This window comes from Enterobacter sp. MGH120 (assembly GCF_001037725.1).
Taxonomy (GTDB): domain Bacteria; phylum Pseudomonadota; class Gammaproteobacteria; order Enterobacterales; family Enterobacteriaceae; genus Enterobacter; species Enterobacter hormaechei_C.
This window is the reverse complement of sequence record NZ_KQ089940.1, coordinates 2,655,422-2,679,272: the sequence shown is the minus strand read 5'-3', so window position 1 is coordinate 2,679,272 and position 23,851 is coordinate 2,655,422. Positions and strand designations below refer to the sequence as shown.

Here is a 23,851-nt window from a genome sequence, read left to right as displayed (position 1 = left end):
CCCCAATTTATGAGGGGTACAGCCTTTTCTTAATCCGAAAATGCATCAAATAATGACATTATGTTGCGGTTGCCTTGCATTACAGCGCCAAAGTATTAATCCTTAATGGGTAATCAGACCTGCTATGCAGATACTCATCATGAAAGGAGAAACACATGAAGGCTGCTGTTGTCACTCAGGATCATCAGGTTAATGTCACAGAAAAAACCTTACGCGCGCTCAAACATGGTGAAGCGCTGCTGAAGATGGAGTGCTGTGGCGTTTGCCATACCGATCTCCATGTTAAGAATGGCGATTTTGGCGACAAAACCGGGGTGATCCTCGGCCACGAAGGGATTGGTATCGTCAAAGAGATTGGTCCTGGCGTCACGTCGCTAAAAGTAGGCGATCGTGCAAGCGTGGCGTGGTTTTTCGAAGGCTGTGGCCACTGTGAATATTGTAATACCGGCAACGAAACGCTGTGCCGTGACGTGAAAAACGCGGGTTACTCCGTTGACGGCGGCATGGCGGAAGAGTGCATCGTAACCGCGGATTACGCGGTTAAAGTTCCGGACGGACTGGACTCTGCGGCGGCCAGCAGCATCACCTGCGCCGGGGTCACCACCTACAAAGCGGTAAAAGTCTCTGACATCAAACCCGGCCAGTGGATTGCGATCTATGGCCTGGGCGGTCTGGGCAACCTCGCGCTGCAATACGCCAAAAATGTCTTCAATGCGAAGGTTATCGCCATTGACGTGAATGACGAGCAGTTGAAGCTCGCTGCCAGCATGGGCGCAGACTTAACCGTGAACTCCCGCAGTGAAGATGCGGCAAAAGTGATTCAGGAGAAAACCGGCGGTGCACATGCGGCGGTGGTGACGGCGGTAGCGAAAGCGGCCTTCAACTCTGCCGTTGACGCAGTTCGCGCCGGAGGCCGCGTGGTGGCTGTAGGCCTGCCGCCGGAAGCGATGAGCCTGGATATTCCACGTCTGGTCCTCGATGGGATTCAGGTAGTGGGTTCCCTGGTGGGTACCCGTCAGGATCTGCTCGAAGCCTTCCAGTTTGCGGCTGAAGGTAAGGTGAAACCGAAAGTTACAATGCGCCCACTGGAAGATATCAACGCCATCTTCAAAGAGATGGAACAGGGCCAGATCCGTGGCCGTATGGTGATTGATTTACGTTCTTAACCGCGGTGGCCGGGTATCGGCTCTGCCCTGCCCGGCTTTTCATGTGGACGAACGGCGATCGGAAATCCATTCCTGAACCTCGATCTGGAACGTGTCCGGCGCTTTTCGATACATCTTCCGCGCCAGATCCAGGATGGTATGGCGCCCTAACTCCTCTTCCATCCGCTGCTGCGCGCTGTCCATGACCGAGCGCACCCCACACGGGCCGTCACAGACCCAGGCAGGTGGCGTTTCATCAAACACCGCCAGGCGCTGACGCACTTCCCGACACTCAAACATATTCTTCTCGCCGTCAATGGCATGCGCCACGTCCAGCACGCTGATCAGCTCGGCCGGACGCGCCAGCCGGAAGCCTCCCCCTTTGCCTTCGGTGCTGATGACCAGCCCCGCGCGTGATAAACGGGTGAAGATTTTTCCAAGATAGTCGTACGGCACGCCCTGCAAGGCCGCCATCTCCCGGACGCTCATCTCACGTTCATTGCCTTTTGCATCCACCATACACATCAGGCTATGAATGCCATATTCCACACCAGAACTGTAAAACGCCATGGCTCACTCCGGGTCATTGTTCGCTGCATTATAACGATTTTTAACTCAGAAAGAAGTTGTCGCAGTTAACTCCGACAAGTATAGTGGCAGTTATGTCAGACATACAGCCTGACGCACTAAAGGATCGAGTATGAAAAAGCAGATTTTAATTGTGGGTAGTGGGTTTTCCGGTATGTGGGCTGCGGTCAGCGCCGCGCGCCTTTCTGCTCTGGCGGGTAACAATAGCCTCAGCATTGCCGTGCTGGCCCCTGTTGCGGAGCTAGGCGTTCGCCCACGCTTTTATGAAGAGAACGTGTCGACGATGGTCGCGCCGCTGACCGAACTGTTTGCTGAGCTGGGTATCGCCTTTATTGCGGGCGAAGCACAACGTATTGATACCTCGTCTAAAACCGTTTTGTATCGCGATTCAAACGGCGCGATTGCTGACGTCGCCTGGGAACGTCTGATCCTCGCAACCGGTAGCCAGACTAAACGTCCTCCTGTTGCCGGTCTGGCTGAATACGCATTTGATATCGACCAACTCGACTCCGCCAGATTATTCGAGCAGCATCTTGATTCGCTGGTTTCGCGCCCCTCCACCCCGGAGCGTAATACCGTGGTCGTGTGTGGCGGCGGCTTTACCGGCATCGAACTGGCAACGGAACTCCCTGCCCGACTCCGTACTCGCTTCGGCGCTGATACAAAGACTAAAGTAATCGTAGTTGAAAGAGGTGCAACCATCGGCGGGCGTTATAGCGAGGCGCTGCGTAACACAATTGAAGAAGCAAGCAACGCGCTCGGCGTTGAATGGCGTTTAAACAGTGAAATTGAAGCCATCGATGCCAGCGGCGTAACGCTGAAAAACGGAGAGCGGATTGCCAGCGCCACTGTAGTGTGGACGGCAGGGGTAGAAGCTAACCTCCTCAGCCTGCAAATTGACGGGGAACGCGATACTCAGGGACGGCTGATCGTCAACGACACGTTGCAGGTTCCTGCGCATCCGGAGGTTTACGCGACGGGTGATATGGCGCACGCCAAAACGGACGATGCGGGCAACACGGCGCTGATGACCTGCCAGCACGCGATCCAGCTGGGGAAATTCGCCGGACACAACGCGGCGGCCAGCCTGTTAAATCTGGAGCCGTACCCTTACCGTCAGGTGAACTACGTCACCTGTCTGGATTTGGGTGGCTGGGGCGCGGTATACACCGAGGGCTGGGAACAGCGCGTTAAATCCGTGCGCGAGGAAGGCAAAAAGATCAAAGTCGCCATCACCAACGAACTGATTTACCCGCCAGCAGCAGACAAAGCGGTCGCTTTTGCCGCCGCTGACCCGCTAGCGAAATTCGTTTAGTCCCCTTCTGCGCCCGCGACCAGCGGGCAAAGTGTGTAATCAGGCCAGCGCACCTGCGTTGGCCTGACGCTTTTTGGCACATAAATAACCATACATCAGCAGAGAGGTCATCGCAGAGAAGGATAAAATCGCGGCCGGCAGCGTGACATAGCTCCAGCTAAAGCCGAGCGTAATCATCAATCCACCGAAATAGGCGCCAATTGCGCTGCCGAGGTTAAACGCCATTTGCCCGCCTGCGGCCCCCAGCATCTCGCCGCCTTTCGCATTTTGCAGCAGCAGAATTTGCAGCGGCGCAGAGAGCGCAAACAGCCCGGCGCAGCAGACAAATCCCATGACCAGTGAAGCTGTTTTAAGCTCGCCAAAGGCAAACAACGCCAGCAGCGAAGCCACAATCACCAGGTCGGTGGTGGCAGCAATGCGCAGCGGGCTAAAGCGTGACGACAGCTTGCCGCTGAAGACATTTCCCAGCACCATGCCCAGCCCCATCAGCATCATGATCACGGTCATGACGCCCTCAGAAAAGCCTGACACGTTGACCATAAACGGCTTCACGAAGCTAAACCAGGCAAACACCCCGGCATTGCCAAACATCGTAGCGGCAAAAATCAGCCACGGTTCCGGTTTCTTCAGGAAGTGGAATTGTTCTGCCAGCCGGGTGGTTGTCGTGTCGTGAATGTCAGGCACCCACAGCAGAACAGACAGGATCACCAGCGCGTCAAAGACCGCAATCAAAAAGAAGGTGTAACGCCAGTTAAATTCATGTCCCAGCCACGTCCCGAGCGGCACGCCAAGCAGGTTGGCAACGGTCATCCCGGCAATCATCCCGGCCACAGCGACCGTCACTTTACCCGGCGGCGCGATTTTTGACAGGATTATCGCCCCCACTCCGAAAATCGCGCCATGCGGGAAACCAGAGATTAAGCGCCCCGCCGCCAGCCCCACGTAGGAGTCAGAGAAGGTAAAGAGCGCGTTACCGACGACGCACATCGCCACCAGAAACAGCAGCGTTGTTTTCAGCGAAAATTTGCTGGAGAACAGCGCCACAATCGGCGCGCCGATCACCACGCCAAAAGCGTAAAACGAAATCATATTTCCGGCGGAGGGAATCGAAATGCCCGTATCATGAGCCAGCTCGGTCAGCACGCCCATAATGCCAAACTCAGCCATCCCCAGGCCAAAGGTACCCAGTGCTAACGAAAAAATTGTCTTTTTCATACCGCGACCACTGTTAAAAAATATGCAGCGTGCATTATTGATTAAACTTGTATGGTGAACCAGTTCAAATCAGATTTCTGACACATTAATCCATTCATTCAGGCCGATTACACTCTTAGTACGGCCTCGATCCCGCGACCGGATACAAAGGGAGACCCACCATGGTCAGTAAGAAGAAAACCCGTGTTGTTGATGATGTCGTTAAAAACGCGCCGCTCAAAACCAAAGCGTACGAGCAAGAGCTTCGCCGCCTCCATGTTGAACTGGTTAAGCTCCAGCAATGGGTGGTCGCCAAAGGGTTAAAGGTCTGTATTGTTTTTGAAGGACGAGACGGCGCCGGTAAAGGCGGCGTCATCAAAGCCATCACCGAACGCGTCAGCCCTCGGGTGTTTCGCGTTGTTGCGTTACCGGCTCCCACCGATAAAGAGAAAAGTCAGCTCTATTTTCAGCGTTACGTTCCCCATCTGCCCTCTGCCGGGGAAATCGTTATTTTTGACCGCAGCTGGTACAACCGTGCGGGCGTGGAAAGAGTCATGGGTTTCTGTACCGAGGAGCAGGCCGAAAAATTTCTTGATGGAACGCCGGTGATGGAAAAAGCGATGGTCGATGCCGGGATCATTTTGTTGAAATACTGGCTTGAAGTAACGCCAAAAGAGCAGGAGCGACGCCTTCGCGATCGCATTAATGATGGTCGCAAGATCTGGAAGCTGTCTCCAATGGATATTAAATCTTTCAATCTGTGGGATGAGTATACCCTCGCCCGCGACGCGATGTTTAAAGCGACCGACACCGCCTGGGCGCCGTGGTTTGTGGCGCGCTCAGAAGATAAAAAACGGGTGCGGCTGAATATTATTTCGCATCTGCTTTCCCAGATCCCCTATAAAGAAATTCACGTAGACAAAGTGGATTTACCGAAACGCAAGATCGGCAAAGTGAAGCCTACAAAATATCCCTTCCGCTATATTGCAGAGCGGTTTTGATATTACTGGAAGACGGCTCGCATAATGTAGATTACCAGGGGAAACAGTATTGTTTTTTGTTGGCTGCGGTTGATAATGACCGCACCAACAAAGGAGAAAACATGAAACCGAACCGCACAGAAAGATGTGTTACAACAAAGCCTTTTACGGGGAAAAAGCCTCGCCCACTCTCTACAACAGCAGAGCACAAGCGACAGCATCAACAGGATCAGGGATTTATTAAAGCGATGAATGAATTAACGGCCAAAGCAGGGCTATTATCGGATGACCCTTATTTTGGAGGGCTTTGATGTGTTTTCAGTTTGACGTTTATCGCAACCCATCAGACAGAACGCGTGAATACCAGCCCTATTTTATGATTATTCAGCACGATTTTTATGACGACTTATCAACGAGACTTATTGTACCGTTAAGCTATCACAATCATTTAAGAGGACATTCAAACGCTGCAACGCCACTGGTGAACATTGAATTCCAGACATATTTTCTTAATACAGCCAACATCACACACGTGGAGACAAAGAAACTTAATAATAAGAATTATGTATGTAATCTGCGCAGTGCAAGAAGTAGTGTTCTTGCAGGAATTGATGCGTTAATTACCAATACGTAGCTCAGAGCCGCGCAAGTGCAGCGCCGCCGGACAATGCCGACGGCGCGAGGTTTACTTCAACCCTTCCGAACTCTCTTTTTGCGCTTCAAGACGCTCGACGTCCCGATACCAGCGCGGATGGTGTTTTTGCGCCCAGCGGCGGCTCACCTTCCCTTCAATCATGCCTTTAATCGATCCTTTCACCCAGAAGGCCATATACATATGGATCAGGATGGCGTGGATCAGAATAATGGCCGAGGTCGCGTGGATCAGCAGTGCGTAGCGCACCACCTGGATCGGGAAATATTGGGCAAAATACGGACGCCAGATAATCACTCCGGTTACCAGCAGCACGAAAATCATGCTCATGATGGTCCAGAACATCATCTTCTGCCCGGCGTTGTATTTGCCCACCTTCGCGACTTTATGCTCGTTGCCTTTCAGAACCTCAACAATCCCTTTAATCCAGGGAATATCCTGCTTGTCAGGGATGTTGTGATGAACGAAACGCACGAACATAAACATCAGCACCACGAAAATCAGCACGCCGAAGAACGGATGCAGAATGCGCCCCATCTGCGGTGTCCCGAAGGTTTCCGTGAGCCACTGTAGCGTCGGGAAAAAGAACGAAATGCCGGATACCGCCACCAGGAAGAAGCAGATGACCACCGTCCAGTGACAGGCGCGATCGACAAATTTTGTGCGCACTATCATTTTCGACTTATTCATGATGCTCCTCCTCGTCGTCATCCACCTCTTTATTCGGCCCGATACCGATGTAGTGATAAATCAGCCCGGCAAAGGTGGCGATAAAGCCCGCCGCTGAGAGCGGCTTAAGCGCCCCTTTCCAGAGGTTGATCGAGGTATCGATCGCCGGATCTTTCGGCAGATTGTGATACAGCTCCGGCTGGTCATTGTGGTGCAGAACATACATGACGTGCGTACCGCCCACGCCCTGCGGGTTATAAATCCCGGCCTTGTCATAGCCGCGCGCTTTGAGCTTATCCACCCGCTGCTGCGCCACGTCCAGCATCTCTTTTTTGGTGCCGAAGTGGATCGCCCCGGTAGGACAGGTCTTCACGCAGGCAGGCTCCTGGCCGACGCTGACGCGATCGACGCACAGCGTGCATTTATAGACCCGGTTATCCTCTTTATTGAGGCGCGGGATATTAAACGGACAACCTGCAATACAGTAACCGCAGCCGATGCAGTTATCCTGCTGGAAGTCGACGATCCCGTTGGCGTACTGAATGATTGCCCCGGCAGACGGGCATGCCTTCAGGCAGCCCGGATCTTCACAGTGCATACAGCCGTCTTTACGGATCAGCCACTCCAGCTTGCCATTCTGGTCGGTTTCGCTAAAGCGCATCACCGTCCAGGACTTGGCGCTCAGATCAGCAGGATTGTCATAGACCCCAACGCAGTGCCCCACCTCGTCGCGAATATCGTTCCACTCCGAGCAGGCCACCTGGCAGGCCTTACAGCCCACGCAGGAGGAGACATCGATCAGCTTGGCGACTTCTGCCTTGTAATCCCGCGCACGAGGCGCGGGCGTTATCGGGTTGGTCGCGGAGCGTTTAATAATGTCTTGTGTTTCCATCGCCATTTAATCGCTCCTTACGCTTTCTCGATGTTGACCAGAAACGCTTTATACTCCGGCGTTTGCGAGTTTGAATCGCCGACGTTTGGCGTCAGGGTATTGGCGATGTAGCCTTTCTGCGCTACCCCTTCAAAGCCCCAGTGCAGTGGTATACCGACGGTTTCCACCTGCTGGCCATGCACGTTCAGCGTTTGCAGACGACGGGTGACCACCGCCACCGCGCGAATAAAGCCGCGCTTGCTGCTGACCTTCACGCGATCGCCGTTGGCAATGCCTTTCGCCTTCGCCAGCGTTTCGCTTATCTCCACAAACTGTTCCGGCTGCGCGATGGCGTTAAGCCGCGCGTGCTTGGTCCAGGTATGGAAATGCTCGGTCAGGCGGTAGGTGGTGCCGACATACGGGAACTTGTCCTTTTTACCTAAACGCAGCACGTCGTCTTCGTAGATGCGTACCACCGGACTGGAGACCACATTCGGGTGCAGCGGGTTAGTGCCGAGCGGCGTTTCCATCGGCTCGTAGTGTTCCGGGAACGGCCCTTCCGCCAGTTTGTCGATAGCAAACAGACGTCCCAGCCCTTCCGGCTGCATGATAAACGGCCCGGTGTTGCTGCCCGGCGCGGCGGTGTTGAAGTCCGGGATATCGTTCCCCGTCCACTTCGTGCCGTTCCACTCGATCAGCATGCGTTTCGGATCCCACGGCTTACCGTTCACGTCTGCGGAGGCACGGTTGTACAGTACGCGGCGGTTCAACGGCCACGCCCATGCCCAGCCCAGGGTATTGCCCAGGCCTGACGGATCGGCGTTATCGCGGTTGGCCATCTGGTTACCCTGCTCCGTCCAGCTGCCGGTGTAGATCCAGCAGGAAGAGGCCGTGGTACCGTCGTCACGCAACAGCGCGAAGCTATTGAGCAGCTGTCCTTTCTTCGCCACCAGATTGCCGTTGGCATCGTACAGGTCGGCCAGCGCCACGCCGTTGTTCTCTTTTGCCACCTCTTCGGACTCAGGATGATCCGGCTGCTTGTAGTTCCAGCTCATCTTCAGCAGCGGCTCAGCGCCTTTGCCGCCTTCGGCGCGGTACATCTCGCGCAGACGATGGTAAATCCCGGCCAGAATTTCGCCGTCATTACGCGCTTCGCCGGGCGCATCCTGACCTTTCCAGTGCCACTGTAACCAGCGGCCAGAGTTGGCAATAGAACCGTCCTCTTCCGCAAAGCAGGTCGACGGCAGGCGGAACACCTCGGTCTGAATCGCTGCCGGATCGACATCGTTTGATTCACCGTGGTTCTGCCAGAACGTAGACGTTTCGGTGACCAGCGGATCGATAACCACCATGTACTTCAGCTTGCTCAGGCTGCGAACGACTTTGTTTTTATCCGGGAATGACGCTACCGGGTTAAAGCCCTGGCAGATATACCCCGTGACGTCGCCCTTATCCATCATATTGAAATACTTGATGACATCGTAAGCCTGGTCCCATTTCGGCAACCACTCAAAGCCCCAGTCATTCTCTTTCTGCGCCGCGTCGCCGTAGAACGATTTCATCAGACTGACGGCAAACTTCGGATAGTTACTCCAGTAGTTCACCTGGTCCGGACGCGTCGCTTTTGGCGTGTTGGCGTCAAGCCAGCTTTGCCAGTCGGTCTGCTTCTCGGACGGCAGGGTCAGGTAACCCGGCAGGCTGGTCGACAGCAGGCCGAGGTCGGTTAAGCCCTGAATGTTAGAGTGCCCGCGCAGGGCGTTCACGCCGCCACCGGCCATCCCCATGTTGCCGAGCAGCAGCTGGATCATCGCCATGGTACGGATGTTCTGCGCGCCCACGGTATGCTGCGTCCAGCCCAGCGCGTACAGGAATGTAGTGGTTCTGTCGGCGGCACTGGTGGAAGCCAGCACTTCACATACTTTCAGGAAGTCCGCTTTCGGCGTACCGCAGATGTTTTCCACCACGTCCGGCGTATAGCGGGAAACGTGCTGTTTCAGCAAGTTCCACACGCAGCGCGGATCGCTCAGGGTCTCATCGCGTTTCGCGTAGCCGTTTTCGTCGAACTGATAGTTCCAGGACGATTTATCGTACTGACGTTTCCCGGCGTCATAGCCGCTGAAGAGGCCATCTTCGAAGGCGAAATCTTCCCGTACCAGCAGGCCGGCATTGGTGTAATGCTTAACGTATTCCGCGTTAATTTTGTTATTTTCGATCAGGTACAACAGCACGCCGGAAAGGAACGTGATGTCCGTACCGGAGCGGATCGGCGCATAGATATCAGCCACCGATGCCGTACGCGTAAAGCGTGGATCGACGACAATCAGCGTCGCATCGTTGTTGTTTTTCGCTTCCATCGCCCAGCGGAATCCCACCGGATGGGCCTCAGCGGCGTTACCGCCCATTACCACCACGACGTTAGCGTTTTTGATATCAACCCAGTGGTTGGTCATCGCACCGCGACCAAATGTTGGAGCAAGACTTGCTACCGTTGGTCCGTGTCAGACGCGCGCCTGGTTATCAACCGCCAGCATGCCGAGGGAGCGCACAAATTTTTGCGTCAACATGCCGGTCTCATTACTTGCCGCAGAGGCACACAGCATCCCGGTGGAGGTCCAGCGGTTTACCGTGATGCCCTGCTCGTTCTTCTCAATAAAGTTGGCGTCGCGATCCGCTTTCATCAGTTTTGCAATTCGGGAGAAGGCTTCGTCCCAGGAGATACGCTGCCATTTGTCAGAGCCCGGCGCACGATATTCCGGGTAGCGCAGACGGTTTTCACTGTGGACGTAGTCCAGCAGCCCCGCCCCTTTCGGGCAAAGCGCCCCGCGGCTCACCGGATGGTCCGGGTCCCCTTCAATATGATAAATCGCTTCTTTGGCGTTCTTTGCGCCATCACCCAGGCTATACATTAATAGCCCACAACCCACGGAGCAGTATGTGCAGGTGTTACGGATCTCTTTCGCACGCAGCAGTTTATAGTTGCGTGCCTGAGCCAGCGCCATTTTGGGAGCGAATCCCAGCATTGCGGCTGTTGTTCCGGCCATACCGCCCGCGCAGATTTTAAAAAATTGTCTGCGGCTGACGTCCATTGCTGTCCTCGTTATCTGATAAGACTTCGCGCCGCAAACTAACAGCAAAGTCCCTGTTTTTTTTGCGTCAAATCAAGGTCGTCAGACTTCGCCCCCTTAATAGTCACTGCCGGTACGATTTGCTAATCCTTTCGGGTTAACAGGCTCTTTGAAAATTCGCCAGGTGTAGCAAATAGATGCTATAAGTTTTCCCTTTGATTTTTAGAAGACTGGCAGGGTAATGGACAGAAAAAGAGCAACGCTGACAGGCCTGGCGGCCATATTGTTGTGGAGCACCATGGTGGGTCTCATCCGCAGCGTCAGTGAAGGACTGGGCCCGGTGGGCGGCGCGGCGATGATTTACACCGTCAGCGGGCTGTTGTGTCTGGTGACGGTGGGTTTTCCCGATCTTCGGCGTTTTTCCATGCGCTATCTCATTGCGGGCAGCATCCTGTTTGTCAGCTATGAGATGTGCCTGGCCCTGTCGCTGGGATATGCCGCGACGCGCTCACAGGCGATTGAAGTCGGTATGGTCAATTATCTGTGGCCAAGCCTGACGATTGCGTTCGCGATTTTGTTCAACGGGCAAAAAACCACCCTGTGGGTGATCCCTGGGCTTCTCATCTCGCTGTTGGGTGTGTGCTGGGTTTTAGGTGGCGAAAACGGTCTGCAACTGAATGACATCATGCAGAACGTCGTTTCCAGTCCGCTAAGTTATGGGCTGGCGTTTGCTGGCGCTTTTATCTGGGCCGCCTACTGCACCGTCACCAGCAAGTATGCCAAAGGGCAAAATGGCATTACCCTTTTCGTCCTGCTGACCGCCCTGAGCCTGTGGGTCAAATATGCCGTCAGCGATCAGCCCGAAATGGTGTTCAGCGTCCCGGTTGTGGTGAAGCTATTGATGTGTGGGGTTGCGCTTGGCTTTGGCTACGCCGCCTGGAATATCGGTATTCTTCACGGTAACGTCACGGTGCTTGCGGCTGTCTCTTATTTCACGCCAGTTCTTTCCGCCGCACTGGCGGCTATTCTGCTGAGTTCTCCGCTTTCACTCTCATTCTGGCAAGGGGCATTGATGGTGTGCGCCGGATCGTTACTGTGCTGGTATGCCACCCGCAAATAGCATTTTTATTTTTGCCGGGTACCGAATATGCCCGGCAAAATATTAACAATATTTTAATATGTGATCACACCCTCGAATATGGTTCGTAACATTAGAGAGTAATTAAATTTCTGTATAGAGTGCTGTCAGAAAGCCAGAGTTGTTGTGGAAATTGACATAAACTGACAACGCAGGTAATTAATTCAGCGCCAATATTCCCGCGCTATATAGCACAAAGTGCAATAGTTTATTTCTGAATATTTCTCTTAAAAAACAGGTTCTGGTTTCCCGAGAAATTTATAATCAACTGTTTTAAAAAAGGTTATTCTGCCACATGCTTTGACATTCCCTGCCAAACCCTTTTAATCCCACCAAAAAACTAAAACGTCCGACAACTATTCACAGCCATATTATCTTGATTAGTTAATAATCACTTTATGTCTATATATTAACCTGACTGGCCGATTTAAGGGCAATTTATCCGATCAGGATCACACTAATTGAAATTATCTTTAATATTTTGAAACTTATTATTGAAAGCAGTCTACGGAATTTTAAAAATAGTCTGCCATTGACGATAAGCCTCGTTTAAAAATCGCTCAGGTGGCTTAGGAAATACCTAAATAAAATTATAAGGATTATTTAAGATGAAACTTAAATTAGTTGCAGTGGCAGTGACTTCCATGTTGGCAGCTGGCGTTGTTAACGCGGCTGAAGTTTTTAACAAAGACGGTAACAAACTGGATCTGTACGGCAAAGTTACTGGTCTGCACTATTTTTCTGATGATGCTGGTAGCGACGGCGACAAAACGTATGTTCGTCTGGGCTTCAAAGGTGAAACTCAGATCAACGATCAGCTGACCGGATACGGTCAGTGGGAATATGAGTTCAAGGGCAATCGCTCTGAAGCTCAAGGTTCCGACGGCAACAAAACCCGTCTGGCGTACGCTGGTCTGAAATTCGATGAATTCGGTTCCTTCGACTACGGTCGTAACTACGGTGTGGCTTATGACATCGGCGCATGGACTGACGTTCTGCCAGAGTTCGGTGGCGATACCTGGACGCAGACTGACGGCTTCATGACCGGCCGTACCACTGGCGTTGCAACCTACCGTAACACCGACTTCTTTGGTCTGGTTGACGGCCTGAACGTGGCTGCTCAGTACCAGGGTAAAAACGACCGTGACGATATCACCGAATCCAACGGTGACGGCTGGGGTCTGTCTTCTACCTATGAATTCGACGGCTTCGGTGTGGGTGCGACCTACGCGAAATCTGACCGTACCGACCGTCAGGTTCGTGCTGCAAGCAACCTGAACGCCGGTGGCGAAAACGCAGAAGTCTGGGCTGCTGGCCTGAAGTACGATGCGAACAACATCTACCTGGCAACCACCTACTCTGAAACCCGCAACATGACGGCGTTCGGTAACGGTCACGTTGCCAACAAAGCGCAGAACTTCGAAGTTGTGGCTCAGTACCAGTTCGACTTCGGTCTGCGTCCGTCCATCGCTTACCTGAAATCCAAAGGTAAAGACATCGGTTCTTATGGCGACCAGGACCTGGTTGAATACGTTGACGTTGGCGCGAGCTACTACTTCAACAAAAACATGTCCACCTATGTTGATTACAAAATCAACCTCGTGGATGACAGCCAGTTCACCAAAGATGCCAAAGTGGCTACCGACAACATCGTAGCTGTAGGTCTGACCTACCAGTTCTAAGATTTGTTAGTTCAAAAGGCCAGCCCTCGCGGCTGGCCTTTTTTATTACTGCTGCCCTCCGACCTTCGCCAGACTAAACCAGATCCCGACCGCCAGAATCAGCAGCATGCCTCCCGCACTGCCCAGGGCCACGCTGTGCGAGGTGATGAACGCGGTTTTCGCCGCCTTCATCACCGGCTCGGCCAGCGACGGCGACAGCTCCTGCGCCACCTTCATCGCTTCACCGATGGACGACGAGGCTTTATCTGTCAGCGACGCGCTCAGCCCTTGCGGCAGTACAATAGACGCCGAAAAGCTGCGGGTTAACAGCAGACCGAAAATGGCGATCCCCAGACCAGCACCCAGCTCGTAGGACATGGTTTCGATCGCGCCTGCGGCGGCCGCTTTCTCTTTCGGCGCGGCAGCCATGATCGCTGACGTCGATGCCAGCAGTGCGCTGGCGGCACTGAAGCCCAGCAGCACCATCAGGCTCCACGCCTGCCACTGTTGGGTGCTGAAATCGAGCGTCGACAGGCCGATAAAACTGACCGCGCTAAGCCCCATGCCTCCGGCCGCGACAATGCGCAGCCCCAGACGCCCGACCAGCACACCCGCGATCGGCCCGCTAAATCCGCTCGCCACCATCACCGGCAGCATGAATATCCCTGCTTCAAACGGCGTAAAACCATGCACGAACTGCAACTCCTGCGCCATCAGCAGTTCAAAGCCCACCAGCGCAATCATGGCGGTCATCGCCATGACCACGCCGCTTAAAATAATGCGATGGCAAAACAGACGCATGTCGATCATCGGCACGCGCGCGCGCAGCTGGATACGGACGAAGATAAACAGCATCACCGCCCCGGTAAGCAGCGTACAGGCCACCATCCACGGCGACAGCACCCCTTTCAGGGCGATTTTGGCGCTATAGACCAGCAGTAAAATCGCCACAATCAGCATAATGGCATGGCTGATATTGAGCGGCTGCTCGGGCCGCCCCTGCTGAGCAGGCACAAAGCGCGCAGCAAGCGAAACCACGATCAGCACGATCGGCACGTTAATCAGGAACACCGACCCCCAGTAAAAGTGCTCCAGCAACATGCCGCCAATCAGCGGGCCAAACGCCGCGCCGCCCGACCCAACGGCCGCCCAGACGCCGAGGGCAATATTACGGTGCCGCGCGTCAGTAAACAGGGTGCGGATCCCTGCAAGCGTTGCCGGGATGATCATCGCCGCCCCTATCGCCAGCGACGCGCGGGCGGCAATCAGCCAGCCCGCGGAAGGCGCAAAAGCCGCCGCTAACGAAGACAGGCCAAACAGCACGCTGCCGATCATCAGCAGGCGCTTGAAGCCAATGCGATCCCCCAGCGCGCCCATAGGCAGCACCATCCCCGCCATCACCAGCGAGTAAATATCAATAATCCACAGCAATTCGTTGCCGCTGGCACCCAGCGTCATGCTCAATGTTGGCGCCGCCACGTGCAGCACCGTCGCGTCAATCGCCACCGGGATATACACCAGCACGATAATCACTAACGCTAACCACTGACGAAACATAAATTTCCTTTTCAGTTAAAAACTGGACACATGTCCAGAATGCGATCCTACGTAAAGTTGAACACTTGTCCAGCTCTTTGTTACACTCGTTTCGTTGCCATTGAGAGTGAGAAATTATGCGTTATCTGAGCAAGGACGAGCGGCGGGAAGAGATCCTCCAGGCCGCGATGCGCGTGGCGCTGACCGAAGGATTCGCTGCGATGACCGTGCGCCGCATCGCCACCGAAGCGGGCGTCGCCACCGGGCAGGTGCATCACCACTTTGCGTCGGCGGGCGAGCTTAAGTCGCTGGCGTTTGTCCGGCTAATCCGCGATTTGCTGGATGCTGAAATCGTTGGCGAAAACGCCGGCTGGCGCGAGCGCCTGCATGCCATGCTCGGCAGCGATGACGGCGGGTTTGAGCCTTATATTCGACTGTGGCGGGAGGCGCAAATTCTTGCCAGCCGGGATAGCGATATCAAAGGCGCCTACGTTTTGACCATGGAGATGTGGCACCAGGAAACGGTCGCGATTATCCGCGCCGGGGCGGAGGCCAACGCCTTTACGCTTGCTGACCAGCCGGAAAATATCGCCTGGCGTTTAATTGGTCTGGTATGTGGCCTGGATGGCATATACGTATTAAATATGCCTGAAATGGACGACGCGGCATTTAATAAGCATCTGGATAAGCTTATTTCCCTCGAATTGTTTTAATACTCCCATCGGGGTATTAATTTCCGCAAACAGTTACAATTAGTAACACATAAAGCGAACCCTGATTCCCATTCCAAACTCAGGGATTCGCTTTTTTATCTATCCTTTCAGATGTATCCCATAACATCCAAAAATTTCTACAAACTGCCGAAAGGTATCTTTCTGTTTTCACTTCTTTTTTCTCTCCATTTGGGTAAGCAAGAGGGTGATATGTCACATCAAAGCGAGAAGAGTAATCAGCATCTGTTGAGTAACTGGAAACCGGAAAACGCGCAATTTTGGGAGAATAAAGGGAAACATATCGCACGTAGAAACCTGTGGATTTCCGTGGCGTGTTTGCTTCTCGCGTTTTGTGTATGGATGTTGTTTAGCGCTATTGCGGTAAATCTTAATAAGGTCGGATTTAATTTCAGCACCGATCAGCTTTTTATGCTAACGGCATTACCTTCTCTTTCCGGCGCGATATTGCGTGTCCCCTACTCTTTTATGGTGCCGATATTTGGCGGACGTTACTGGACCGTGTTAAGTACCGTTATCCTGGTCGTACCCTGTGTCTGGCTTGGGATCGCCATCCAGAATACCGCCACGCCTTACTGGGTCTTTATCATCATCGCACTGCTGTGCGGTTTTGCCGGCGCCAACTTCGCTTCCAGCATGGGAAACATCAGCTTCTTCTTCCCGAAAGCCAGACAGGGCAGCGCGCTGGGCATTAACGGCGGGCTGGGTAACCTGGGCGTGAGCGTGATGCAGCTGGTTGCGCCGCTGGTGATTTTTCTGCCGATGTTTACCTTCCTCGGCGTTCACGGCGTCCCCCAGGAGGATGGCTCGACGATGTGGCTGGCGAACGCGGCGTGGATCTGGGCCCCGCTGCTGATTCTTGCTACCCTTGCGGCGTTTTTTGGCATGAACGACATCGCCAGCTCGAAAGCGTCCATTGCCAGCCAGCTTCCGGTGCTTAAGCGCTTTCACCTCTGGCTGCTGAGCCTGCTTTATCTGGCAACCTTCGGCTCGTTTATCGGTTTCTCGGCAGGCTTTGCTATGCTGTCGAAAACCCAGTTTCCGGACGTAAATATCCTCCACCTCGCCTTCTTTGGCCCGCTGATCGGCGCTCTGGCGCGTTCGGCTGGCGGAATGATTTCAGACAGGCTGGGCGGCGTACGGGTGACGCTGATCAACTTCGTCTTTATGGCCATCTTTAGCGCCCTGATTTTCCTGACGCTCCCCGGGTCTGGTTCAGGCAGTTTTATCGCCTTCTATCTGGTCTTTATGGGCCTGTTCCTCACCGCAGGCCTGGGCAGCGGCTCGACCTTCCAGATGATCGCGATTATCTTTCGCCAAATCACCCTCGACCGCGTGAAAAAACAGGGCGGGAGCGACGAACAGGCACAGCATGAAGCGGTGACCGAAACGGCTGCCGCGCTGGGCTTTATCTCTGCCATCGGTGCGGTAGGCGGGTTCTTTATTCCCAAAGCCTTTGGCACATCCCTGGCGATGACCGGTTCCCCGGTGGGCGCCATGAAAGTCTTCCTCGTGTTTTACATCGTCTGCGTGCTCGTCACCTGGCTGGTGTACGGCCGCAAATCCTCACAAAAATAATAACTACCTCTTCGCCGGAGCGTGATGTCTCACCCTCCGGCCATGCTATCGAAGCAGGAGAAATGTCATGAGCAAACTGTTGGACCGCTTCCGTTACTTCAAAACAAAAGGCGACAGTTTCGCCGATGGGCACGGGCAGGTGTACCACACCAACCGCGACTGGGAGGACAGCTACCGTCAGCGCTGGCAGTTCGATAAAATTGTGCGATCCACCCACGGCGTTAACTGCACCGGCTCCTGTAGCTGGAAGATTTATGTCAAAAATGGCCTGGTGACCTGGGAAACCCAGCAGACCGACTACCCGCGCACCCGCCCTGACCTACCTAACCACGAACCTCGCGGCTGCCCGCGTGGCGCAAGCTACTCCTGGTATCTCTACAGCGCCAACCGTCTCAAGTACCCGCTGGTACGCCGCAGGCTGATCGAACTCTGGCGCGAGGCGCTGGCGCAGCATACCGATCCGGTGCTGGCCTGGGATGCCATCCAGAACGATCCGCAGAAAGCGCAGAGCTACAGGAAAGCGCGCGGAAAAGGCGGTTTTATCCGCTCAAACTGGAAAGAGCTTAACCAGCTGATTGCTGCCGCCAACGTCTGGACCATCAAAAACTACGGCCCGGATCGGGTAGCCGGTTTTTCCCCCATCCCGGCCATGTCGATGGTCTCTTATGCCGCCGGTACGCGCTATCTCTCCCTGCTCGGCGGCACCTGCCTGAGCTTCTATGACTGGTACTGCGATCTGCCTCCGGCGTCGCCGATGACCTGGGGCGAACAGACAGACGTGCCGGAATCGGCGGACTGGTACAACTCCAGCTATATCATTGCCTGGGGCTCGAACGTGCCGCAGACGCGCACCCCGGACGCCCACTTTTTTACCGAAGTGCGTTACAAGGGCACCAAGACCGTCGCCATTACGCCGGACTTCTCGGAGGTGGCGAAGCTCAGCGACCAGTGGCTGGCCCCCAAACAGGGTACCGACAGCGCCCTTGCCATGGCGATGGGCCATGTGATCCTTAAAGAGTTCCACCTCGATAACCCGAGCGAGTACTTCCTCAACTATTGCCGCCGCTACACCGACATGCCGATGCTGGTCCTGCTGGATGAACAGGCTGACGGTCGCGTGGTGCCGGGCCGCATGCTGCGCGCGTCGGATCTGGCCGACGGGCTGGGTGAAACCAATAATCCGGAGTGGAAAACCATCGCCTTTGACGTGGCCGGAAATCTGGTGGCGCCGAATGGTTCCATCGGCTTCCGCTGGGGTGAAAAAGGCAAATGGAACCTGGAGTCGCTGGCAGCAGGACAGGAAACCGAGCTGACGCTTTCCCTGCTCATCACCCACGACAGCGTGGCAGACGTGGCCTTCCCTTACTTCGGGGGCAACGAGAATCCGCATTTCCGCAGCGTGAAGCAGGAGCCGGTGCTGACGCGCCGCGTACCGAGTAAAACCCTGACGCTGGCCGACGGCAGCCAGAGACGCGTGGTTAGCGTGTACGATCTGGTGCTGGCAAACTACGGCCTCGATCGCGGTCTGGAAGACAGTAACGCGGCGACAAACTACGCCGAGATAAAAGCCTACACCCCGGCCTGGGGCGAACAAATTACCGGCGTCCCCGCTTATCTGATAGAAAAAATCGCCCGTGAATTTGCCGACACGGCGCACAAAACTCACGGTCGTTCGATGATCATCCTCGGGGCCGGTGTGAACCACTGGTACCACATGGACATGAACTACCGCGGGATGATCAACATGCTGGTCTTCTGCGGCTGCGTCGGGCAGAGCGGCGGCGGCTGGTCGCACTACGTGGGCCAGGAGAAGCTGCGCCCGCAAACCGGCTGGCTGCCGCTGGCCTTCGCGCTGGACTGGAACCGTCCGCCGCGCCAGATGAACAGCACATCGTACTTCTACAACCACGCCAGCCAGTGGCGCTATGAGAAGCTCACCGCCCAGGAGTTGCTTTCTCCCCTTGCAGACGCATCGAAGTTTACCGGTCACCTGATTGATTTCAACGTCCGCGCCGAGCGCATGGGCTGGCTCCCTTCCGCGCCGCAGCTCAACCTCAACCCGCTGCACGTGAAAGCTCGCGCCGACGCCGCCGGGATGTCGCCGCAGGATTACACCGTGCAGGCGTTAAAATCGGGTGATATTCGCTTCGCATGCGAACAGCCGGATAACGGTAAGAACCACCCGCGCAACCTGTTTGTCTGGCGTTCTAACCTGCTTGGCTCGTCCGGGAAAGGCCATGAATACATGCTGAAATACCTGCTTGGCACCGAAAGCGGTATCCAGGGTGAGGATTTAGGCTCAACGGACGACGTGAAACCTGAAGAGGTGGAATGGCAAACCGCCGCCATTGAGGGCAAGCTGGATCTGCTGGTGACGCTCGACTTCCGCATGTCCAGCACCTGCCTGTTCTCGGATATCGTCCTCCCGACCGCCACCTGGTATGAAAAAGACGACATGAATACCTCGGACATGCATCCGTTTATTCACCCGCTTTCCGCCGCCGTTGACCCGGCGTGGGAGTCCCGCAGCGACTGGGAGATTTACAAGGGCATCGCCAAAGTGTTCTCTGAAGTGTGCGTAGGGCATCTCGGCACCGAAACTGACGTGGTGCTACAGCCGCTACAGCATGATTCACCGGGGGAACTGTCGCAGCCGTTTGATATTCAGGACTGGCGCAAAGGCGAATGCGATCTGCTCCCCGGCAAAACGGCACCGAACATCGCCGTGGTCGAGCGTAACTACCCGGAAACCTACGAGCGCTTTACGGCCCTTGGGCCGCTGCTGGACAAGCTCGGTAACGGCGGAAAAGGCATATCGTGGAACACCCAGAACGAGGTCGATTTCCTCGGCAAGCTCAACTACGTCAAGCTCGACGGCCCGGCGAAAGGTCGCCCGCGCATCGAGACCGCCATTGACGCTTCAGAGGTGATCCTCGCCCTTGCGCCGGAAACCAACGGTCAGGTCGCGGTCAAAGCCTGGGAAGCCCTCGGCGAACTGACCGGGCGCGATCACACTCATCTGGCGCTGAACAAAGAAGATGAGAAAATCCGCTTCCGCGATATTCAGGCGCAGCCGCGCAAAATCATCTCCAGCCCGACGTGGTCCGGCCTTGAGAGCGAGCACGTCTCCTATAACGCAGGCTATACCAACGTTCACGAGCTGATCCCGTGGCGCACGATTTCGGGCCGCCAGCAGCTGTATCAGGATCATGACTGGATGCGCGCCTTCGGGGAGAGTCTGGTGGCTTATCGTCCACCGATTGACACCCGCAGCGTTACCCATATGCGCGAAATCCCGCCGAACGGATTCCCGGAAAAAGCGCTTAACTTCCTGACGCCGCACCAGAAATGGGGCATTCACTCCACCTACAGCGAAAACCTGCTGATGCAGACCCTGTCGCGCGGAGGGCCAATCGTCTGGATCAGCGAAACCGACGCGCGCGAGCTGGGCATAGAGGACAACGACTGGATCGAAGCTTTTAACGCCAACGGCGCCCTCACCGCCCGCGCGGTGGTCAGCCAGCGCGTGCCGCCGGGCATGACCATGATGTACCACGCTCAGGAGCGCATTCTGAACATTCCGGGGTCAGAAGTAACCGGACGGCGCGGCGGGATCCACAACTCGGTCACCCGTGTCTGCCCGAAACCGACCCACATGATCGGCGGCTACGCGCAGCTGGCGTACAGCTTCAACTATTACGGCACCGTCGGCTCGAACCGCGACGAGTTCATCATGATCCGTAAAATGAAAAACATTAACTGGCTGGACGGCGAAGGTCGGGATCAGGTACAGGAGGCGAAAAAATGAAAATACGCTCACAGGTTGGCATGGTTCTGAATCTCGATAAATGCATTGGCTGCCACACCTGCTCGGTCACCTGTAAGAACGTCTGGACCGGGCGCGAAGGGATGGAGTACGCGTGGTTCAATAACGTCGAAACCAAACCGGGTATCGGCTATCCGAAAAACTGGGAAGATCAGGATGAGTGGCAAGGCGGCTGGATCCGCGGTATTCACGGCAAGCTGACCCCGCGCCTCGGCGGCAAAATGGGCGTGCTGTCGAAGATTTTCGCTAACCCCGTCCTGCCGCAGATTGACGATTACTATGAACCCTTCACCTTCGATTACCAGGATCTGCACCGCGCGCCAGAGGGCGATCACCTCCCTACCGCCCGCCCGCGCTCGCTGATTGACGGCAAGCGAATGGATAAAATCGAATGGGGGCCCAACTGGGAAGAGCTGCTGGGCGGCGAGTTCGAAAAACGCGCCCGCGACCGCAATTTCCAGAAGATCCAGAAGGAGATGTACGGCCAGTTTGAAAACACCTTCATGATGTACCTGCCGCGCCTGTGCGAGCACTGTCTGAACCCCAGTTGCGTTGCCACCTGCCCGAGCGGTGCGATTTACAAGCGTGAAGAGGACGGCATTGTGCTGATTGACCAGGACAAATGCCGCGGCTGGCGTCTGTGCATCAGCGGCTGCCCGTACAAGAAAATCTACTTCAACTGGAAGAGCGGCAAGTCAGAGAAGTGCATCTTCTGCTACCCGCGCATTGAGTCCGGCCAGCCGACCGTCTGCTCGGAAACCTGCGTCGGGCGCATCCGCTACCTTGGCGTGCTGCTGTATGACGCGGACCGCATTGAAGAGGCGGCCAGCACCGAGCATGAAACCGATCTGTACGAGCGCCAGTGCGACGTGTTCCTTAACCCGAACGATCCGGCGGTGATTGAGGAAGCGCTGAAACAGGGTATTCCGCAGAACGTCATCGACGCGGCACAGCGTTCCCCGGTTTACAAAATGGCGATGGACTGGAAGCTTGCCCTGCCGCTGCATCCGGAATACCGCACCCTGCCAATGGTCTGGTATGTGCCGCCACTGTCACCGATTCAGTCCTACGCCGACGCGGGTGGTCTGCCGCAGAGCGACGGCGTGCTGCCTGCGGTCGAAAGCCTGCGCATTCCGGTGCAGTACCTGGCAAACATGCTCAGCGCGGGCGATACCGGTCCGGTGCTGCGCGCCCTGAAGCGCATGATGGCGATGCGCCACTACAAGCGTTCCCAGACCGTGGAAGGCGTGACCGACACCCGCGCCATCGAAGAGGTCGGCCTGACGGAAGAACAAGTAGAAGAGATGTATCGCTACCTGGCGATTGCCAACTACGAAGACCGCTTCGTGATCCCGACCAGCCACCGCGAAATGGCGCGCGACGCCTTCCCGGAGAAAAACGGCTGCGGCTTCACCTTTGGCGACGGCTGCCACGGCTCCGACACCAAATTCAACCTCTTCAACAGCAGCCGCATCGACGCGATCAACATCACCGAAGTGCGCGATCACGGGGAGGGAGAGTAATGCAAATCCTCAAAATCATCGCGCTGCTCATTGAGTATCCCGATGAGCTGCTGTGGGAAAACCGTGACGAAGCGCTTTCCCTGGTGGAACAGGACGCGCCCATGCTGCTGTCGTTTGCGCAGCAGCATCTGAGCGCCCCTCTGCTGGATAAGCAGGCCGAATGGTGCGAAGTGTTTGAACGGGGGCGCGCAACCTCGCTACTGCTGTTCGAACACGTTCACGCCGAGTCCCGCGATCGCGGTCAGGCGATGGTCGACCTGATGAGCCAGTATGAGAAAGCCGGGCTCCAGCTGGACTGCCGCGAGCTGCCGGACTATCTGCCGCTCTATCTGGAATATCTCAGTATCGTCAGCGATGACGAGGCGCGTGAAGGGCTGCAAAACGTCGCGCCGATCCTGGCGCTGATTGGCGGCCGGCTGAAACAGCGCCAGGTGGCGCATTACCAGCTGTTTGATGCCCTGCTGACGATGGCCGGTACACGGCTTTCCAGCGACAGCGTGGCGAAGCAGGTGTCTGGTGAAAAACGGGATGATACCCGTCAGGCGCTGGACGCCGTGTGGGAAGAGGAACAGGTGAAGTTTATCGAAGACAACGCCACATCGTGCGACAGCTCGCCGATACAGCAATATCAACGACGCTTTAGCCAGGACGTCGCGCCGCAGTACGTGGACGTCAGCGCCGGAGGCCCAAAATGACACATTACCTGAACGTGTTTTTCTATGACATTTATCCGTACATCTGCGCCACCGTCTTTTTCCTTGGCAGCTGGTTGCGCTACGACTACGGGCAGTACACCTGGCGCGCCTCGTCGAGCCAGATGCTCAGCAAACGCGGTATGAACTGGGGCTCTAACCTGTTTCATATCGGGATTTTGGGGATCTTCTTCGGGCATTTGTTCGGCATGTTAACCCCACACTGGATGTACGCCTGGTTTTTACCCGTCGCGGTTAAGCAGCAGCTGGCGATGATGGCGGGTGGTGTGTGCGGCGTATTGACGCTGGTTGGCGGGTCTATGCTGCTTTACCGCCGCTTGTTCAACCAGCGGGTGCGTGCCACGTCCACCACTCCGGATATTATCATCATGAGTATCCTGCTGCTTCAGTGCATCCTTGGGCTGTCGACCATTCCTTTCTCCGCTCAGTATCCTGACGGAAGCGAGATGATGAAGCTGGTCGGCTGGGCGCAGGGGATCGTGACGTTTAAGGGAGGCTCGTCAGAAATGCTAAGCGGCGTCGCGCCGATCTTCCGCGTGCATCTGGTGCTGGGGATGACGATCTTCCTTATCTTCCCGTTCACCCGCCTGGTGCACGTGTGGAGCGCGCCGTTTGAGTACTTCACCCGTCGGTATCAGGTAGTGAGATCGCGCCGTTGATTTTGTC

General features: G+C 55.5%; 19 protein-coding genes. 13 read left to right on the top strand and 6 right to left on the bottom strand.

The annotated features are described in order from the left end of the window. Nucleotides 1-155 precede the first annotated feature (155 nt). Nucleotides 156-1,166 (top strand): alcohol dehydrogenase AdhP, encoded by a 1,011-nt coding sequence (adhP, locus tag SK54_RS12570; protein WP_006810706.1) that lies wholly within the window; start codon nucleotides 156-158, stop codon nucleotides 1,164-1,166. A 39-nt stretch (nucleotides 1,167-1,205) separates the two neighbouring features. Here adhP and SK54_RS12565 read toward each other — a convergent pair whose 3' ends face one another. Further along, nucleotides 1,206-1,715: an RrF2 family transcriptional regulator gene (locus SK54_RS12565; protein ID WP_015570482.1), complete on the bottom strand. Its 510-nt coding sequence runs from the start codon at nucleotides 1,713-1,715 to the stop codon at nucleotides 1,206-1,208. A 130-nt stretch (nucleotides 1,716-1,845) separates the two neighbouring features. On the opposite strand from SK54_RS12565, the gene SK54_RS12560 reads away from it, so the two are divergent. Further along, nucleotides 1,846-3,048 (top strand): NAD(P)/FAD-dependent oxidoreductase, encoded by a 1,203-nt coding sequence (locus SK54_RS12560; RefSeq protein WP_048247315.1) that lies wholly within the window; start codon nucleotides 1,846-1,848, stop codon nucleotides 3,046-3,048. A 39-nt stretch (nucleotides 3,049-3,087) separates the two neighbouring features. Here the strand turns inward: SK54_RS12560 and araJ are convergent, their stop codons facing one another. Then, on the bottom strand, nucleotides 3,088-4,263 hold the full coding sequence (gene araJ, locus SK54_RS12555; protein ID WP_032648381.1) for an MFS transporter AraJ: 1,176 nt from the start codon (nucleotides 4,261-4,263) through the stop codon (nucleotides 3,088-3,090). A 161-nt stretch (nucleotides 4,264-4,424) separates the two neighbouring features. Here araJ and ppk2 point away from each other — a divergent pair, with 161 nt between their 5' ends. From ppk2 to SK54_RS21975, 3 genes are all read left to right on the top strand, one after another. Next, entirely contained in the window at nucleotides 4,425-5,243 is an 819-nt protein-coding gene (gene ppk2, locus SK54_RS12550; protein WP_017693386.1) for a polyphosphate kinase 2, read from the top strand. A 101-nt stretch (nucleotides 5,244-5,344) separates the two neighbouring features. After that, nucleotides 5,345-5,533 carry a hypothetical protein gene (locus tag SK54_RS22535; RefSeq protein ID WP_017382306.1) on the top strand — a complete coding sequence of 63 codons (189 nt, stop codon included), beginning with the start codon at nucleotides 5,345-5,347 and terminating at the stop codon, nucleotides 5,531-5,533. Then, nucleotides 5,533-5,856, top strand: a complete 324-nt coding sequence (locus tag SK54_RS21975; RefSeq protein WP_017382305.1) for a CcdB family protein — start codon at nucleotides 5,533-5,535, stop codon at nucleotides 5,854-5,856. Before SK54_RS22535 ends, SK54_RS21975 begins: the two co-directional genes overlap by 1 nt. Before the next feature lie 51 nt (nucleotides 5,857-5,907). On the opposite strand, the gene fdnI is transcribed toward SK54_RS21975, so the two are convergent. The 3 genes from fdnI to fdnG are packed head-to-tail and all read right to left on the bottom strand — an operon-like array spanning nucleotide 5,908 to nucleotide 10,500. Next, nucleotides 5,908-6,564 carry a formate dehydrogenase-N subunit gamma gene (gene fdnI, locus SK54_RS12545; protein WP_032102982.1) on the bottom strand — a complete coding sequence of 219 codons (657 nt, stop codon included), beginning with the start codon at nucleotides 6,562-6,564 and terminating at the stop codon, nucleotides 5,908-5,910. Beyond that, a complete protein-coding gene (fdxH, locus tag SK54_RS12540; protein ID WP_015570476.1) occupies nucleotides 6,557-7,441 on the bottom strand; it encodes a formate dehydrogenase subunit beta in 885 nt (294 codons plus the stop codon). The genes fdnI and fdxH overlap by 8 nt, the downstream gene beginning before the upstream one ends. Before the next feature lie 11 nt (nucleotides 7,442-7,452). Then, nucleotides 7,453-10,500 (bottom strand): formate dehydrogenase-N subunit alpha, encoded by a 3,048-nt coding sequence (gene fdnG / locus SK54_RS12535; protein WP_121363381.1) that lies wholly within the window; start codon nucleotides 10,498-10,500, stop codon nucleotides 7,453-7,455. A 220-nt stretch (nucleotides 10,501-10,720) separates the two neighbouring features. Between fdnG and yddG the strand changes: the two genes are divergently transcribed. Both yddG and ompC read left to right on the top strand, forming a co-directional pair. Continuing rightward, nucleotides 10,721-11,599: an aromatic amino acid DMT transporter YddG gene (gene yddG / locus SK54_RS12525; RefSeq protein WP_017382301.1), complete on the top strand. Its 879-nt coding sequence runs from the start codon at nucleotides 10,721-10,723 to the stop codon at nucleotides 11,597-11,599. 626 nt (nucleotides 11,600-12,225) lie between these two features. Further along, nucleotides 12,226-13,299, top strand: coding sequence for a porin OmpC (gene ompC, locus SK54_RS12520; protein WP_017382300.1), 1,074 nt, complete (start codon nucleotides 12,226-12,228; stop codon nucleotides 13,297-13,299). 45 nt (nucleotides 13,300-13,344) lie between these two features. On the opposite strand, the gene SK54_RS12515 is transcribed toward ompC, so the two are convergent. Then, on the bottom strand, nucleotides 13,345-14,835 hold the full coding sequence (locus SK54_RS12515; RefSeq protein ID WP_045339844.1) for an MFS transporter: 1,491 nt from the start codon (nucleotides 14,833-14,835) through the stop codon (nucleotides 13,345-13,347). Nucleotides 14,836-14,951: 116 nt separating this feature from the next. Between SK54_RS12515 and SK54_RS12510 the strand changes: the two genes are divergently transcribed. The 6 genes from SK54_RS12510 (at nucleotide 14,952) to narI (ending at nucleotide 23,844) form a co-directional block, all read left to right on the top strand. Beyond that, nucleotides 14,952-15,527 (top strand): TetR family transcriptional regulator, encoded by a 576-nt coding sequence (locus SK54_RS12510; protein ID WP_015570471.1) that lies wholly within the window; start codon nucleotides 14,952-14,954, stop codon nucleotides 15,525-15,527. A 210-nt stretch (nucleotides 15,528-15,737) separates the two neighbouring features. Beyond that, complete coding sequence (locus SK54_RS12505; RefSeq protein WP_003857034.1) at nucleotides 15,738-17,123, top strand: NarK family nitrate/nitrite MFS transporter; 1,386 nt, start codon at nucleotides 15,738-15,740, stop codon at nucleotides 17,121-17,123. A 67-nt stretch (nucleotides 17,124-17,190) separates the two neighbouring features. After that, on the top strand, nucleotides 17,191-20,931 hold the full coding sequence (locus tag SK54_RS12500; protein WP_048247313.1) for a nitrate reductase subunit alpha: 3,741 nt from the start codon (nucleotides 17,191-17,193) through the stop codon (nucleotides 20,929-20,931). Further along, nucleotides 20,928-22,472 (top strand): nitrate reductase subunit beta, encoded by a 1,545-nt coding sequence (gene narH, locus SK54_RS12495; RefSeq protein ID WP_048247311.1) that lies wholly within the window; start codon nucleotides 20,928-20,930, stop codon nucleotides 22,470-22,472. Before SK54_RS12500 ends, narH begins: the two co-directional genes overlap by 4 nt. Next, a complete protein-coding gene (narW, locus tag SK54_RS12490) occupies nucleotides 22,472-23,167 on the top strand; it encodes a nitrate reductase molybdenum cofactor assembly chaperone (RefSeq protein WP_048247309.1) in 696 nt (231 codons plus the stop codon). Before narH ends, narW begins: the two co-directional genes overlap by 1 nt. Beyond that, a complete protein-coding gene (gene narI / locus SK54_RS12485) occupies nucleotides 23,164-23,844 on the top strand; it encodes a respiratory nitrate reductase subunit gamma (protein ID WP_023303778.1) in 681 nt (226 codons plus the stop codon). Before narW ends, narI begins: the two co-directional genes overlap by 4 nt. Nucleotides 23,845-23,851 lie beyond the last annotated feature (7 nt).